This window comes from Desulfoluna sp. HI9BLuna (genome assembly GCF_056829775.1).
Genome location: NZ_CP186555.1, coordinates 4802474 through 4818725, shown reverse-complemented (window position 1 = coordinate 4818725; position 16252 = coordinate 4802474). Strand labels below are relative to the sequence as shown.

Below are 16252 nucleotides of genomic sequence, written 5' to 3'. Positions count from 1 at the left end.
TCCCATCTGAAAGGGGCCTTCCATGGGAAGGGCCCCTTGAGGTATATCCGGTCAGCCGCCCGCCTCACAAAAGGCAGCGCGGCCGAATTCAACCACATGTTCGAAACGGTTGTTCAGTCGGCAAACAGAGGGCGGGTGTCCGTCGTATCCGGTATGCCGTCCCCGTCGCTGTCCGGGTCCAGGGTCAGACCCGATTTGGCAATATCGTCAGGGCTCGCCAACGGACTGAAAAAGTTGGGCTGGCCGTCGCCGTCGGTATCGACCTGGGCGACCCAGTAATCAGGTTTCTTTTCCACAGAAAAACGATCTCGAAAGGCCAGGGTACTTGCCATCAACTTCAGCCCCCTGTTTATTTCCGCCGTGAATTTCAATGCATGGGTCATGGCGAGGGCCTTGTCCTCGGCATCGGCCAAGGTGTACATTTTCACAAGTCCTTTCACGGTACGCCCCGATTTCCCGATGCACAAAGCAACGGCTTCATCGTCATCGTAAAAGGCCTCTTTGCTTGCAATGGCCTTGTCCAATACAGCCACAGCCTCGGCATTTCGTCCGGCCCGAATAAAACCTTCGGCGGCATAGTAAAGATAGGTCCCCCGGTCCCGTAGCGCATCATCATGCGCCGTCTCACCCCGTGCTTCCCACTGCTCTTTGGTCAAGGATTCATCGAACAGAGGAACACTCTCGGTCGCAAGCCGTGTTGCCGTCTCCACCATTGCGTCCCGAAGGTCCAGCGCCATATACCCAGATAGCAATTCTTTGTAGAGCTTTACGATATCCAATCGGTCCACCGCCGATAAGCGGGAAGCCCCGTCAACATACAGCCGGGCAGCATCCATGCAGGCGGAAACCTTGGCGGTGTCGCCGGCGGCTTGCCATTCTGCGGCCGTTTTCCACAGAGACTTCAGCTTGTGCACCCCACCGGCCATGGCCTTGGCCCTGTCTTCTGCTTTTTGAATTTGCGCCTTGCGCGGCTCGGACTTGTTCATCAGGCCGTAAAGATAGGCCAGCTTCAAGTACCCCCGCTCCACGACCACGTTATATGTTGTTTCGCTGTCTTCCGTGGTGAAGCCGTTTAGAATCCCCTCTGCCCGTTCAAGGGCCGCCACGGCATCGACGTAACGGCTTGGACCCGAATCGATTAGACGAGAGGCAATCCGTCCCATACTTCTATTGGCTTGATCATAGGTCAACGCACTGACGCGCGACTCAACCTGGAGTGATACGGACTTGTTCGCAATAAGATTTACCGTGGCGTATGCGGCATCCATATCTCGATCCTTCACTGCCTGACTTGTGGCAAGGGCCCCATAAATATATTTCTTTTCAAAATCACTAAATCCGTCCGTAATGCGTTGAGCCTCTTTGTTTTCCCCCATCAGGAAAAGGACAGGCACCAATTGCCTTGCCATGACGCCACGGGAACGCTCTTCGGTAAAGGGATAGGTATCCCTCAAGGTTCGAATGGAGGAATAAGCTGTCATGGCTTGTTCATGGTATGTATCCCCTCCAAACGCATCGTAGAGCTTGCCGTAGATATCCACGGCTTGGACCATGCAGTACACACGATTCTGATAATGGTCTACAATGTTGGGGTCATCCTTGACTCTCGGAGCATCTGGATCATCGGCATCCCGGGCGGGTATCCTTTTTGACAACTCAAACATGACTCCGGGAATACCAGCGGCGGCGGCTTCATTTCCTGCGGCAACGGACTCCGACGCCATTTTCCTCAAGGCAATGATCGTCCGAGTCAATGCCCCAGGATTACTCGTCGCCATGGCATCAAGGCACTCCCTTGCATAAGTATTAAGATCTTCGGCTTTTTTGGTTTCGCCAATAGAACTGTAAAGAAATACGATATCCTGAAGGTTGTCCGCATCCTTTGCATCAAAAAAAGCCTTTCCGACTGCCTCGATTTTCTTTTTCGCCAAAACCGCAGCCTTATCAGCAATCTTCACCACATCTTCAAGGGGCACGGCGCCAGAGCGTTTGCTGTACTCTTCCGCCTTTTTACCGACTTCAACCAATCCACTGATTCGATCAGACGTACTGAACACCTTTGTATCGAGAACGATCACCGCTTCATTAATATACCCAGCCTGTGCCAACCCGGTCGCACTACGCAGTAAAATGGCATCATTGACCGTATCATCCCGCACCGTCTCAATGAGCTTTTCAGCCTTGTACAGATGAGAGGCATCGGAATTAAAGTAGTACTCCAGGCGCTTGGCATTGTCGTCGCCCAGCACTTCACTGGCAAACAACCGCTCTTTGATATCGTACTTTGCCGCCACCGGGGTGATGATGGATGCGATCTCCGTGTTGTCCCTGACCCACCCGATAAGGACGGGAAAGGTGTCCCCCAGAAAGGTATCGTAGGTCTCGATACCGGAGGTCCTGAGCACCCAGCGGACAACACGCTCCGGCGCCATGCTCTCAAGGTGGATGGGGCGACCGCCTGCCGCGGCCAGGATATCGCCGATGAGACGGGTCGCGCGGGTTTTGAATACAGGATCATCCTTGGATGAAGAGGGGCTGTTGGCGTCCAGAACCTCTGTCAGGCAAGCCAAAAGGCGCCGCCTTACAAACACCTCACCGGGGGCCTCGCCCTTTTCCACGGCCTCCTTAATGGCAGTGACGGCCTCATCAAGTTCGGGATGCTCTGAAGTATCGGGGAGCCCGTCCGCTGAAAAGGTAAGCCCTTCAAAGGCGCTCCCCTTACACCCCTTGGTCCTTCTTGTCGTTGCCAGCAAAGAGAGCATCATGGTTTTGGCGTGGAAATTGCCCCCTTCCACCGAAGGCCGGGCGGTCAGCTTGTCTTCCGAGACCTTGAGCATGTTGGCAACGGCAGTGCGGGCGGTGCTCAGGGACGCCCCGTTTGCCACATCAAGGCCCACCAGGGTGGTCACCGGACTCACCACAACGGACCGTGTCTTGCCTTCATACATCTCAAGGGGAGCCATCATGACCATCCCCCTGAAATTCAGGCCATCGGGCCCGGTGGTGCCATCCTTGCCGCCACGGGCAAAAAGCATGAGCGACTTAAGGTCCACACCGGCGCCTACGGTCACGGTAAAGCGGCCCTGCTCATCGGTGACGCAGGGCCCGTAAAGTCCATCGCTTCCGTCCCTGTGCAACGCATAGACCGTGGCTTTTGAAACGGGGCCGTCTTCCACCACGCCGGAAAGGGTAATCCCTTGTGCGGGGGCTGAGCCTCCCCCCCCTGACCCGCCGCAGGCAGCCAGGCTCAAGGCCGTCACGGCTGCCAGGAGCAGCCTGATCCACATCACATACTTCATCGATACATCCTTTGTGTTGCAAACGGTTCACTATCTGGAAACGCCATGGTTCATAACAGACGTTCGTACGCCCCGATCCACCCGGTAAAGCCATGGGCTTCCGAGAGACAAAGTTCGGCAAGACTAACTTTTCAGAGAAGCACAAGAACTACTACAACCAACAGGATGTATGTCAAGTATTTTTTGGAAATAAATCATTTTTTAGGTACACCCAATAAAATCTATATACCTATATTTATTTATAAATTATTCCAACAAGCTAAATTCAATAAAACTAAAATCTATTGACAATCCGCGCAAACCCCAGTAGTCAGAATCTTTATTTTGGACTACCTAAAAAAAAACGGAAGTCAAAACAAGATCCTGCAAACAACACCGGGAAACATCGGTACAACAGGCAGGGATCTGTTTTTTTCCGAGCCCTTACGATTCACTTTTTACGGAGTAAACGGCCCATGAAGTGCACCCCCAAAACGGAACGCCCCTGCGCCCCCCTGCCCCCCGGCGGGAGACGCAAAGCCCCTTTTCTATTCTTTCTCATCGCCCTGTTGGTTTTGGGCGGAGGCTGCGGGCCCTTCAAACCCGCCCATCAAGAAACCGTGCCCCTGCCCATGAGCGAGAAGGTAATCACCGGCACGGTTGCCAACGGCCTCCGGTATTACATTCGGCAAAACCCCTACCCCAAGGACCGAGTGGAACTGCGGCTCAACGTCCGCTCCGGCTCCCTTAACGAAACCGAAGAAGAGCGAGGCCTCGCCCACTTCGTGGAGCACATGGCCTTCAACGGGATCCGTCACTTTGAACACAACGAGCTTATCGCTTTCCTGGAAGAGGCAGGCCTCACCTTCGGAGCCCACACCAACGCCTACACCGCCACCGACGTCACCAATTACCAGCTCAGCATCCCACTGGACCGCCCCGAGCTCCTGGACAAAGCCTTCCTGGTCCTGGGTGACTGGGCAGACGGCCTGCTCTTTGATGAGGGCGAAATCGAAAAAGAAAAGGGTGTGATTGTCGAAGAGTGGCGCATGAGAGACGGGGTAAGAAAGCGCGTGGGCGACAAAAGCCGGGCCGTGCTCCTGTCCGGGTCCCGCTACCCCTTGCGTGATCCCATCGGCCTGATGCCTGTGGTTAAAGGTGCCAACCGCGCCTTGCTCAAAGGATACTACGACGCCAACTACACCCCGGACCGCATGGCCGTAGTGGTTGTGGGCAATATCGACGCAGTCGACATGCAGAAGCGCATTGAAAAGGCCATGGGCGGCATTGCACCCCGCAAGGCCCGTGCCGCCGCATCAAAGGAGGTCCCCCTTACCCCTGGCCTGCGCGTCACCACCATCACCGACCCCGAACTCACCGCAGGAACCGTGGCTATTGACCACTTCTTCCTGCGCAAGCCCACCACCACTGTCGAAGGGTTCAAGCGGGACCTCACCGAGCAGCTGGCCTTTGCCGCATTTAACCGGCGTGTTCGGAAAAAAATCACCGATCAAGAGCTGCCCCTGCTGCGCGCCTACGCCCGCGTAACAGATATTCAGAGCGAGCTGCACACGGCACGGTTTATGGCTCGCCCCGTCAAAGGAAGCGTCTCCAAGGGCCTTTCCGGTCTCTACGCCGAAATGGAACGTGTCCGACGCTTTGGCTTCCTGGACGAGGAGCTGGCAGAGCAGAAAACTGCCTTTCAAAAAGCCCTCACCGAGGCAGCCCGGCCCGATCGCCGCGTGGAGTCGTCGGACCATGCCACAGCCATCTGTGAATTCGACATCCACGGCGGGGCCCTCACCGACCCAGATCAGGACCTGGCCCTCTACCTGAAGGCGGCCGACACCATCACCACAGCCGACCTCAACCGGGCCTTCAACAAGCTCCTTGCCTCCGACAGCCGCTCGGTTATCTTCACCTTTCCTGAGAAACGAAAGACCGAAACGCTTACCAAACAGGAGATCATGAACCTGATCACCACGGTCCAAGGGGACGCCCTGTCGCCCTACACCCTGGCACCGGCCATCACCGCCCTTGTCGCTGCGCCCCCCAAAGGCGGAGACGTCGTGGTCAGCGAAAAAATGCCCGTCATCGGCGGCCAGGCCGTCACCCTCTCCAACGGGATCCGTTTCGTTATTAAGCCAACGACCAACGCACCCGGTGAATTTCTGATCAGAGGCACGGCCACAGGGGGGCTCTCCGGCGTGGCGGATGCCGACTACAAGCGCGTGGGCATGGCCGCCGGCCTGGTGAATCAAAGCGGGTTTGCGGGCATCCCCCAAACCGAGCTGAACCGGTTCCTCGCAGGCCGGAACATCAACATCTCCCCCTCCATCGAGGCCAACACCACCTCTCTCACAGGGGGAGGCGCCACCAAAGAAGCCGAGACCCTCTTTCAGATGCTTCGCCTCTACTTCACCGCCCCAAATGTTTCAGCCAAGGCGCTGGCCATCCATAAAGCTCGGACGACCCAGGCCATCAACGCCAGGACCCACGACAAAAAATTCTGCTTTACGGCAGACGCTGCCAAGGCCCGTCACAACGACAAATTCCGGGACCAGCCCCTTGCCATTGAGGACCTGGAGGGGCTCACCCCCAAAGCCCTCCTTGCCGATTACACAGGTTTCTTCGTCTCCCCTTCTGCCTTTACCTTCACCGTAGTGGGAGATGTGAACCCCGAGGAGATCGCCGCCCTGGCAGCGCGCTACCTGGGCGACCTGCCCGCCGCAGCAAACCGAAAAACCAAAGTGGACCGGGGCCTCCGGCTCAAAGCCGTAGGCAGTCCCGAAAGCATCCGCATCACCGGCAAGGGAGACCTTACGGACCGGGCCTCGGTCTCCGCCTTTTACGAATCCGAAGCGCCCTTTTCCCACAAACGAAGCGTTCAGCTCTCCGTCCTCCGGCGCATCCTCTCACGAAGGCTCAGACTCTCGGTGCGGGAAGAAAAAGGAGGGGTCTATTCCATCTCCGCGCGGCTTCGCCTCCAGGCCGAGCCCGCCCCCCTCTTCAAGGCATCCGTCTCCTTTACCTGCGATCCCCACCGCGTGGATGAACTCATCCCCCTCACCGAAAGCATGATCCGGGACATGGGAACAAAAGGGGTCACGCAGCAGGAAATGATGCTGGCCGTCAAGCAGAGCCTCACTACCCTGGTCCAGGTGGAGAAAAAAGACCGCTACTGGCTCAACACCGTCGCCACCTCCCTGGACCACAACTGGGACTTGAGCGAGGTGCTCAGCCGAAAACAGATGCTTCAAAACACAACCGTTGACGACCTCAACGCCCTGGCCAAAGAGACCTTAACCGGCATCAAAGGGTTCATCACCGTCTACGCCCCCGACACCGAGGAGGCTTTATGAAGCGCCGCCTGATACATGTTAGCGCGGCAGCTCTCCTCTTCCTGGCCAGCACCCTGCCGGCCACGGCCGGGGAGCAGACAAGCCACGCCATTGCCCTCATCGGCACCCCGAAATACGGGGAACACTTCACCCACTTTGACTACACCAACCCCGATGCCCCCAAGGGAGGCACCTACCGTCGGGGCATGGTGGGCACCTTCGACAACATCAACGACGTGGCCGTCAAAGGACGATGCGCCGCTGGCATCACCTTCCTGTACGACACCCTCATGGAGTCATCCAGGGACGAACCATCCACCTCCTACGGCCTGCTGGCCGAAACACTCACCGTGGCTGACGACAACGCGTGGGCCATCTTCCACCTGAGACATGAGGCGACATTCCACGACGGGCACCCGGTGACGTCCGAGGATGTCTGCTTCAGCTTTGCGGCTGTCACCGAGCAAAGCCCCTTTTACAAAAACTACTTCAAAGGCATCGACCGCGTGGAGGCCCTGGGCCCTTACGCCGTCAAATTCTTCTTCAAAAAAGAGGACCGCAACCGAGAGCTCCCCTATATCGCAGGCCAGCTCAAGGTACTGCCCGCCCACTACTGGCAGCACAGGGACCTGTCCAAAAGCACCCTGGCCCCCCCGTTGGGAAGCGGCCCCTATCGCATCTCGGCCGTGGAACCGGGCAAGCGCATCAGCTACGAACGCGTTCCGGGCTACTGGGGCAAAGACCTGCCCGTCAACAAAGGGCGCTACAACTTCGACCGCATGGTGTTTGAGTACTTTAAGGACCGCACCGTGGCCTTCGAAGCCTTTAAGGCAGGCCACTACGACCTTCAAGGGGAGAGCGCCGGAAAAAACTGGTACCGCGGGTACACCGGCAAAAACGTGGAGACGGGTTGGATCAAAAAAGAGGAGATCCCCCACAGCATGCCCACCGGCATGCGCGGGGTCATCATGAACACCCAGGTGCCCCCCTTGAACGACCGAAACGTCCGGCGGGCCCTCACCCGGGCCTTTGACTTTGACTGGATCAACAACAAAATCTACTTTGGCCAGCTCAAGCGCCACACCAGCTACTTCTCCAACTCGGAGTTTGCCTGCAGCGGCCTGCCCACCGGGCAAGAGCTGAACCCCCTGGAATCCATCAGGGGCCTGGTGCCCCCGGAGGTCTTCACCACCCCCTTTTCCCTCTACAAAGGAGACGGCTCGGGCATGGACCGCAACCGGCTGCGCCAGGCAGCAGCTATCCTGGCCGAATCAGGGTATGCCTTCAAGGACGGGGCCATGCGGGACCCACACGGCAAACCATTGAAGCTGGAGATCCTCATGGGCTCCAAGGCCACCCAGAAAAGATTCCTTCCCTTCAGGCAAAACCTTGAGCGCCTTGGCATCGAGCTCACCCTGCACCTGGTGGACTCCACCCACTACACCCAAAAGGTTCGAAACAGAGAATACATGATGATCTTTTCCCGGTTCCGCCAGTCCCTCTCCCCGGGCAACGAACAGCGGGGCATGTGGCACAGCGAAACCGCAGGTGTCAAAGGGAGCCGCAACCTCTGCGGCATCGCCGACCCGGCCGTGGATACCCTGGTGGAAAAAGTCATCGCCGCCCCGGATCGCGTATCCCTGGTGGCACGCACCCGGGCCCTGGACCGGCTCCTGCTCAACGGGTACTACATCATCCCCGACGGCTACAGCGACCGCTTTCGCATCGCCTACTGGGACCGATTCGGCAGGCCCAACAAACTGCCCACCCACGGCCTGAGCATCAATGCCTGGTGGATTGACCCGGCAAAAGACGCAGCCATGCCCGACTGCCTGATCTCTAAAACACGTAGCTAATAAAAGCCCCCTGCAGCCAAGTTAAAAATGCCTCCGGGGGCCGTGCGGTTAAATCAACACTGGGCAAGTGGTGACAACGTATCCTGTAACGTCGAAGCTTGCGATCCAGTCCGCATAAACCATCAGCGTTCATGTCGGGCGCAGCCCGAGCCGAAGGCCATTGCGCTTTGCCCTGAGGAACGAAGGGAAAAGCGCAATGGCAATCAGCTTTCGAGGTGGCTCACCTCGCCGCCGGAGGCATGTTTTTTTCGGAGTCCTTATGAAAGAGTACATCGCCAAACGGGTGTTTCTGATCTTCCCCACCCTTTTGGGCATCATCACCATCAATTTTTTTCTGGTCCAGGCGGCCCCGGGGGGGCCGGTGGAGACCATGATCGCCCGGCTCAGCGGCACCGAGGTCTCGGCCGTGGACCGGGCCACGGGCACCCAGGAGACGAGCGGCCCTTCGGACACGGACGAAGCCCTGGGGGAGTCGTCGTCGCCCTATAAAGGGGCCGACGGCATTCCGCCCGAGGTGATCCGGGAGATTGAGCGCCTCTACAACTTCGACAAACCTGTCTTCACCCGTTACCTCCTTATGTTGAGGGATTTTTCGTGCTTTGACTTCGGCGAGAGTTTCTTCAGGGACAAGCGCGTGGTGGACCTCATCAAGGAGAAGCTGCCCGTCTCCATCTCCTTAGGGGTCTGGAGCACGGTGCTCATCTACCTCATATCCATCCCCCTGGGAATCGCCAAGGCCGTGCGCCACGGCAGCCGGTTCGATCTCTGGAGTTCCCTTGCCGTCATCGTGGGGGATGCCGTGCCCATGTTCCTCTTTGCCATCGTGCTCATCATCTTTCTGGCCGGGGGCAACTACCTGACCCTGTTTCCCCTGCGCGGCCTGGTCTCGGACAACATTGGCCAGCTCAGCACCTGGGGAAAGATCCTGGACTACCTCTGGCACATGGTGCTGCCCATCACCACCATGGTCATCGGCGGTTTTGCATCCCTGACCATGCTCACCAAAAACGCCTTTTTGGACGAGATCAGCGCCCAGTACGTCACCACCGCACGGGCCAAGGGCATCACGGAAAAACGCATCCTCTACGGACACATCTTCCGAAACGCCATGCTCATCGTCATTTCAGGGTTTCCCGCAGCCTTTATCTCCATGTTCTTTACAGGCTCCCTCATGACCGAGGTGATCTTCTCCCTGGACGGCATGGGACTCATGGGCTTTGAGGCGGCCATGGGGCGCGACTACCCCGTGATGTTCGCCACCCTCTATATTTTCACCCTCATGGGCCTGGCCTTGAGCATCGTCAGTGACCTCACCTACACCCTGGTGGACCCCAGGATCTCCTTCGGGTCGTCGGGGAACTGATCAAAGCTTGCCATGTTCAAAGCCTGCCTCCGGCAGGGCCGCCGGAGGCAAACATAAGCTGAATAGTTACTCGTTAGAAACAAAGAGACAATCCACGAACACCTCAGTGATTTTCCCTGAGGAACGAAGGGTAAATCGCTGAGGTAACCAGCTTTCAAGGTGGCTCACCTTGCCGCCGGAGGCAGCTTTTTGCCCACCCGTTGACCCAAACCGTGCACCCAAACCATGCACCCAAACCATGCACATGGATACACGCTGCATCATGAAATTATCGCCCCTTACGCGCAAGCGCCTGTCTGTCTTCAGGAGAGACCGGCGCGCCTTTATCTCCTTGCTGGTCTTCGGCGTTCTTTTTGCCATGAGCCTGGCAGCAGAGCTCATCGCCAACGACACGCCCCTTTACGTTCATTACAAAGGAAGGCACTGTTTCCCCCTGGTGGTCTCCTACAGCGACCGGGATTTCGGAGGGTTTCTCCCGTCCGAGGCCTGTTATTCCGACCCTTACCTGATCCATGCCATCGAAGAGGACGGCTGGATCCTCTGGCCGCCGGTGCGTTTCAGCTACGACACCATTCGGTACGACCTGCCCGTGCCACCACCCACGGCCCCTTCCCTTTCCAACCCCCTGGGCACCGATGATCTGGGCCGGGACGTTTTTGCACGCATCCTCTACGGGTTTCGCCTCTCGGTTCTCTTCGGGTTTGCCTTCACCTTTGTCACTTCGGCCCTGGGCATCGCCGCAGGGGCCATCCAGGGGTATTACGGGGGCCGGGTGGACCTGTGGGGCCAGCGGCTCATGGAGATCTGGTCGGGCATTCCCATGCTTTACCTTCTCATCATCATGAACAGCTTCATGACCCCGGGCTTCTGGTGGCTCCTGGCCCTGATGGTCCTCTTCGGGTGGATGCGCCTCGTGGGCGTGGTCCGCGCCGAGTTCCTCAAGGGGAGGCAGCTCGACTATGTGCAGGCGGCCCGGGCCCTGGGCGTGAAGGACCGGGAGATCATCACCCGCCACATCCTGCCCAACGCCATGGTGGCGGCCATGACCTTTCTTCCCTTTATCCTCTCGGGCTCCATCGGCATCCTCACCTCCCTGGACTTCCTCGGGTTCGGCATGCCGCCGGGCTCTCCCTCCCTGGGCGAGCTGCTCGCCGCAGGAAAATCAAACCTCCACGCCCCCTGGCTGGGCCTTTCGGCCTTTGCCATCGTAGCGTCCATGCTCACCCTGCTGGTCCTCATCGGAGAAGGCGTCCGAAACGCCATGGACCCCAAGCACATCCAAAAGGAGGCACCATGACACTTCTCTCCATCCAGAACCTGGCCGTGGATTTTCGAACCAGCCAGGGCTTGAGCCCCGCGGTTCACGACATGAGCTTTGATGTGGGCCAGGGCGAGGTGGTGGCCCTTGTGGGGGAAAGCGGCTCCGGCAAATCGGTGTGTTCCCATGCCGTTGTCCAGCTCCAGAAGCACCTGGGGGCACAGGTCCGGGGCTCCGTATCCTTTGACGGCACCGAGCTCACCGGCCTATCAGACCGGGTGCTTCGCAGCTACCGGGGCCGGGAGATCGCTTACATCTTCCAGGAGCCGGGCACCTCCCTGAACCCCTTGCACCCCGTGGGCCGACAGATGACGGAGCGGGCCCGCATCGTGGAAGGCACGGACACAAAAACAGCCATGAAAAAAGCGGTGCAGCTTCTCGGCGATGCCGGGATCAGGCACCCGGAGAAGCGCATCGGCCATCTGCCCCACACCTTCTCCGGCGGAGAAAAGCAACGCATCATGATCGCCATGGCCCTCATGGGAAACCCGAAGCTCATCGTGGCCGACGAACCCACCACGGCCCTGGATGCAACACTTCAGGAACAGATCCTCACCCTCATCACCGGGGTTCGGGACCGTTACGGCACCGCCATCCTCCTTATTACCCACGACCTGGCCGTGGTGCGGTCCAATGCCGATCGGGTGATGGTGGCCAAAGAGGGGCGCATTGTGGAGAGCGCCCCCACAAGCGAACTCTTTGACGCCCCCAAAACCGCCTACACCCGGATGCTCCTGAACAAAAGCCACGGGGGCCCCGTCAAAGCGCCCCGGGAGAAGAAAAAAATCCTTGAACTCGAAGGCATCGGCGTCACCTATGCCCGCCAGTCCCGGTTCAAAAAAGAGCCCCCTTTAAAAGCGGTGGACGGTGTCTCCCTTACCCTCACCGAGGGCACCACCTTAGGGATCGTCGGTGAAAGCGGATCCGGCAAAAGCACCCTGGCCCGGGCCCTCCTGCGTCTCATCCCCTCCACCGGCGCCATGCGCTTTGACGGAGAGCCCCTATCCGAACTAACCGGGGAACCCTTAAGGCAGCTCCGCCGGAGCATCCAGGTGGTGTTCCAGGATCCCCACAGCAGCTTCAACCCCAAGATGACCGTGGGCGATATTGTGGGCGAAGGCCTGCGCGCCTTCAACCACCCGGGGCCCTACACCGAAAAAGTGGTAGACCGATGCCTCACCGACGTGGGCCTTGCCCCCCAAGACAAGGAGAAGTACCCCCATCAATTCTCAGGAGGGCAGAAGCAGCGCATCGCCATTGCCAGGGCCCTTGCCCTCTCCCCCAAGCTGGTGATTCTGGACGAGCCCACCTCGTCCCTGGACCGCAACATCCAGTTCCAGATCGTCTCCTTATTAAAAGAGCTCCAGGCCAAACTGGGCCTCTCTTACCTCTTCATCAGTCACGACCTGGACGTGATCCGTGCCATCAGCCACGACATCGCGGTGATGAAAGCGGGAAAACTCGTGGAATGCGGTCCGGCAGGATCCATGTTCGCCTCCCCTAAGCATCCCTACACACGAATACTTCTAAGCAATAAAAATGGAAATTTCAGCACATGAAAATATCACAATATTAATATGTCAATCCAAGAACTTATAGAAAAATGGAGAATTATTCATGAAAAAAGGTAATAAAGGCACTCTAATTAGTAGAAGAAGCATGCTTAAGCAATCGTCACTACTGTTGGCAAGCAGCATACTGCCTTCAAAAGCTTTTTCTGAAATAGCAAAAAGCAAGCATAAAACGAAAGACACAGCAGCCATAGACAAAATTAAAAATTATTTTGGCAAAATAGATATAGAAACTATTGAGAACGACATTTATATCTTTCTTGATTCAGAAAACATCAACATTTCTGATTCCGAGAGACAAGACATAATGATAGTACTACGTTCAGACAAAAGGCTACCACAAGAACTAAACTTAACAATAGAAGATGCCTACCTATCCTTCACAGACAGAGGAGGAAGTATCATCTCACAATACGAACAAATAGTAATCGGCCTATTCCTTGATGACACTTCAAAATTACGAGACTACGGCAAGATAGTAAACGGCTTTAATAAGTATCAGCTAAAGGGTCACGAGTTGTTATTTAGCATCTCAAATAGCAACCTTAATACAAAACACTTCAACAAATCTTATGGTAAAAAGATATGCAACGACGGCGGAGAAGGTGCTAAGTCATGCTCCCTATCTGTTTCCATTGTTGGTTCAGGCTTAGCATGTTCAGTGTCATGTGGCCCTGGATACTATGCTTGCTGCACTACAGGCCCAAGTGGCTGTCATTGCGTCAAAGAATATTCTCATCGTTCATATGTAATTACAGACCGTTGCATTAGCTGCGACGCATGTACAACAGTTTGCCCAACTGGTTCAATATTCCCAGGTGATTCAATTTACGAGATTGATTCAGAATCATGTACTGGTTGTGGTGAATGTGTATTCATTTGCCCTATGGAAGCTATCGTACCAGGATAATAAAAAGCCTACTGCTTTTGATATTTAGAGCGGCATTTGTCTTACCCCGCCCCCTCGCCTTAACACTCACATCTCGGGTCAATAAGGGAGGGGGCCAATGAACACCGATGTTCGATTGCCAAGCAGCACCCTCGTACAGATCTTTCTCCACTCTTTTTGTATAGACGTTAAAAACTACCATCTAAAGCCCTCTGCTTCATGGCGTAAATCGAACAAAATGTTCATCCCCCACAACGTTATGCCCTGTCATCAGGCATATGGCAGGGGCATCGCTCCGAAAAGCACAAACTCACCCTCCAGCTCTATCTATTCCCCCTTGACATCAGCCCTACTTACGACTTATTGAAAGTATTATGCCACTCCAAGAAAAATTGCATTTCATTAAAACACACATCACAAAACACCCCCACGCCAGTTCAGGGAGACACAATGAACGCCCCTTTCTCAAAACCGCAGCTGAAAAATGTCTCGGAGACCTTACTGATCCCCTTAAGGGCAAGGTATCTTGAAACCCAGCGACCGGACGGAATCATTCACGATCCCCTATCGTGTGACATCCTGAAGCAAATCGGCCATGACTTTTCGGGAGAAAAAGAGGTGTCGGACATGTCCCAGACCGGGGTGGCCATCCGCACCGAAATCCTTGACGAGCAGACACGCCGATTTCTCGATACCAACCCCGAGGCGGTGGTTGTCAACTTAGGGTGTGGGCTGGATACCCGCTTCCTACGCCTGGATAACGGCCGCGTAACCTGGTTTGACCTGGATATGAAAGATGTCATCGACATCCGGCGCAGTTTCTTCCAGGAGACAGACCGGTTTCGCTTTATCGGCACATCCGTCCTGGACATCTCCTGGCTGGACGATATTCCCAAATACCGGCCCACCCTGTTCATTGCCGAAGGCCTCCTCATGTATTTCACGGAAGACGAAATCAAACCCCTCTTTGAAGCCATCCAAAAAAATGTGCCGAATGCCGCCATGCTTTTCGAGGCCATGTCCCCCTTTATCGCCAGAAGATCAAACACGCACCCGGACGTGAAAAACTACGACGCAACCTTCAAATGGGGCATTGTCTCCGGAAAAGAGCTGGAGACCTGGGGCCTGGGCCTGCGTTTTGTGAAAGAGTGGTACTACTTTGACCGCCACAGGAACAGGCACTCCCCAATGTTCCGATGCCTCTCCCTGCTGCCGTTTTTCAGAAAGGCCATGAAAATTGTTCATGTGAGCTTGTGAGTTCACGACAGCGCGGCACCCGCTCATCATCCGCCTTAACCTCAGACGGAGGAAGCATTTTGTCAAACGTGCAGGGACGTTCCTTTGAATGTCATCATTCATTTCAATGATGACATCATACAATCCTCTTGTTTGAAAGGACCTATAATGTTAGCTTGGCACAAACAAGAGCCCGCATGACACGCCTCCGGCGTTTTATTCGGCAGCATGTTGTGTCTTTTAATGACTTCAGGACCATGGGGATTCATCCCAGATAAAAAGGAAAAGAAACATGACAACAAATGAAGAGACGATTGTAATGACGCCCCTTTGGTTGGCCATTGAAGAGAATCTGCTTGCCCTTGAGGGACAGAACATCACCGAAGAGAACAAGGAAAAAACTGTCCAGAAGATAGTTGGGGAGTTGGACGGTAAAGGGTATGCGGTTTCAAAATCCGGAATTAAAATGATGGCACTGCGATGGGCGTTGGAGGACATGCTGAAGGTTGGAAGGCCCATGCTCAAGGACCTGACCAAGGCACTTTCCGAACTGACCCTTGAAGACCTTGCCAACCCCTGCCATGCATCCTACAGGGTCACGGATAACCTGGGAAAAACCTGGGAAAGGATCCAGAAAACGGACAGGCGAGACGCCCTGCTCCAAATGTTTGAAGAGGCCAAGCTGGATCTGCTTGTCCAGAAAGCCAAGGGCCTGGACGGCGACCTGGGCATTCGACTCTTGATTGAAGAGGCCGTGGAAAGCCCGGTGATCTTGGAGCGCATGGGTATCCCCCAGGAAAAACTGGATCAGGTACATGCGGATATCGCCGCAGAAATTGCGGCAAGAAACAATGTACTGTCTCTGCTTGAAACCGTCGAAGGCAAGCCCGACCATGAAAAGGTAAAATTCCTTTTCAGCAATGATATCCCGGAAGAACTCATCATTGAGGTCGCTCAGATCGCTCAGGCAGACATCGACAAAGCCAAAAAAGCCATGGAAGAAGAGCTGAAAGAGCAGCAGCGACTGGCAGAAGAAGCCGCGGCCAAGAAAAAAGCCGAGGCAGAAGGCCCGGCCCTCGAAGACATTCCCATGGACCAGATGGCTGAACACATCTATGCCATCCGTGAGATCCAGTACTTCAGTGACGTGGAAAAAGAGATCCGCACCATGTGCGAGCAGAGCGCCATCCCCAAGGCCATTGTGGACCTCTCCTTTTCAGATCCCGACAAGTTCGATGAGCTTGAAAAACAGTGCGAAGGATAACGGGCACACCCCTACCCACCCCTTCACGATAAAATAAATCATCCATGTAGCCACAAAAAAAGGCCCCGAATTTCGGGGCCTTTTTTTGTAAGGCCAGAGATAGTCACGTCCCACCTCAATTGAAGACTCTGACAGT

At 55.9% G+C, this 16252-nt stretch carries 9 protein-coding genes; 8 read left to right on the top strand and 1 reads right to left on the bottom strand.

Translation table 11 applies throughout. The features are described from left to right. Nucleotides 1-113: 113 nt before the first annotated feature. Nucleotides 114-3179, bottom strand: a complete 3066-nt coding sequence (locus tag ACOYW0_RS19630; RefSeq protein ID WP_482415474.1) for a hypothetical protein — start codon at nucleotides 3177-3179, stop codon at nucleotides 114-116. 575 nt (nucleotides 3180-3754) lie between these two features. Here ACOYW0_RS19630 and ACOYW0_RS19625 point away from each other — a divergent pair. The 8 genes from ACOYW0_RS19625 to ACOYW0_RS19590 all read left to right on the top strand — a co-directional run bounded on the left by ACOYW0_RS19625 (nucleotide 3755) and on the right by ACOYW0_RS19590 (nucleotide 16116). Further along, nucleotides 3755-6640 carry a M16 family metallopeptidase gene (locus ACOYW0_RS19625; protein WP_482415473.1) on the top strand — a complete coding sequence of 962 codons (2886 nt, stop codon included), beginning with the start codon at nucleotides 3755-3757 and terminating at the stop codon, nucleotides 6638-6640. After that, on the top strand, nucleotides 6637-8475 hold the full coding sequence (locus ACOYW0_RS19620) for an extracellular solute-binding protein (protein WP_482415472.1): 1839 nt from the start codon (nucleotides 6637-6639) through the stop codon (nucleotides 8473-8475). The genes ACOYW0_RS19625 and ACOYW0_RS19620 overlap by 4 nt, the downstream gene beginning before the upstream one ends. Before the next feature lie 259 nt (nucleotides 8476-8734). Further along, nucleotides 8735-9838: a microcin C ABC transporter permease YejB gene (locus ACOYW0_RS19615; RefSeq protein ID WP_482415471.1), complete on the top strand. Its 1104-nt coding sequence runs from the start codon at nucleotides 8735-8737 to the stop codon at nucleotides 9836-9838. A 262-nt stretch (nucleotides 9839-10100) separates the two neighbouring features. Next, on the top strand, nucleotides 10101-11135 hold the full coding sequence (locus ACOYW0_RS19610; RefSeq protein WP_482415470.1) for an ABC transporter permease: 1035 nt from the start codon (nucleotides 10101-10103) through the stop codon (nucleotides 11133-11135). Beyond that, nucleotides 11132-12715: an ABC transporter ATP-binding protein gene (locus ACOYW0_RS19605; RefSeq protein WP_482415469.1), complete on the top strand. Its 1584-nt coding sequence runs from the start codon at nucleotides 11132-11134 to the stop codon at nucleotides 12713-12715. Before ACOYW0_RS19610 ends, ACOYW0_RS19605 begins: the two co-directional genes overlap by 4 nt. Before the next feature lie 58 nt (nucleotides 12716-12773). Beyond that, the gene (locus ACOYW0_RS19600) at nucleotides 12774-13637 is read left to right on the top strand and encodes a DUF362 domain-containing protein (protein ID WP_482415468.1); all 864 of its coding nucleotides are present in this window, start codon (nucleotides 12774-12776) and stop codon (nucleotides 13635-13637) included. Between the two features lie 429 nt (nucleotides 13638-14066). After that, on the top strand, nucleotides 14067-14873 hold the full coding sequence (locus ACOYW0_RS19595; RefSeq protein WP_482415467.1) for a class I SAM-dependent methyltransferase: 807 nt from the start codon (nucleotides 14067-14069) through the stop codon (nucleotides 14871-14873). A 271-nt stretch (nucleotides 14874-15144) separates the two neighbouring features. After that, complete coding sequence (locus ACOYW0_RS19590; RefSeq protein WP_482415466.1) at nucleotides 15145-16116, top strand: hypothetical protein; 972 nt, start codon at nucleotides 15145-15147, stop codon at nucleotides 16114-16116. Nucleotides 16117-16252 lie beyond the last annotated feature (136 nt).

Coding starts and splice junctions, on each gene's coding strand:
- ACOYW0_RS19615 (WP_482415471.1), top strand. CDS start 8,735: ATGAAAGAGTACATCGCCAAACGGGTGTTTCTGATCTTCCCCACCCTT.
- ACOYW0_RS19600 (WP_482415468.1), top strand. CDS start 12,774: ATGAAAAAAGGTAATAAAGGCACTCTAATTAGTAGAAGAAGCATGCTT.
- ACOYW0_RS19625 (WP_482415473.1), top strand. CDS start 3,755: ATGAAGTGCACCCCCAAAACGGAACGCCCCTGCGCCCCCCTGCCCCCC.
- ACOYW0_RS19595 (WP_482415467.1), top strand. CDS start 14,067: ATGAACGCCCCTTTCTCAAAACCGCAGCTGAAAAATGTCTCGGAGACC.
- ACOYW0_RS19605 (WP_482415469.1), top strand. CDS start 11,132: ATGACACTTCTCTCCATCCAGAACCTGGCCGTGGATTTTCGAACCAGC.
- ACOYW0_RS19610 (WP_482415470.1), top strand. CDS start 10,101: ATGAAATTATCGCCCCTTACGCGCAAGCGCCTGTCTGTCTTCAGGAGA.
- ACOYW0_RS19620 (WP_482415472.1), top strand. CDS start 6,637: ATGAAGCGCCGCCTGATACATGTTAGCGCGGCAGCTCTCCTCTTCCTG.
- ACOYW0_RS19590 (WP_482415466.1), top strand. CDS start 15,145: ATGACAACAAATGAAGAGACGATTGTAATGACGCCCCTTTGGTTGGCC.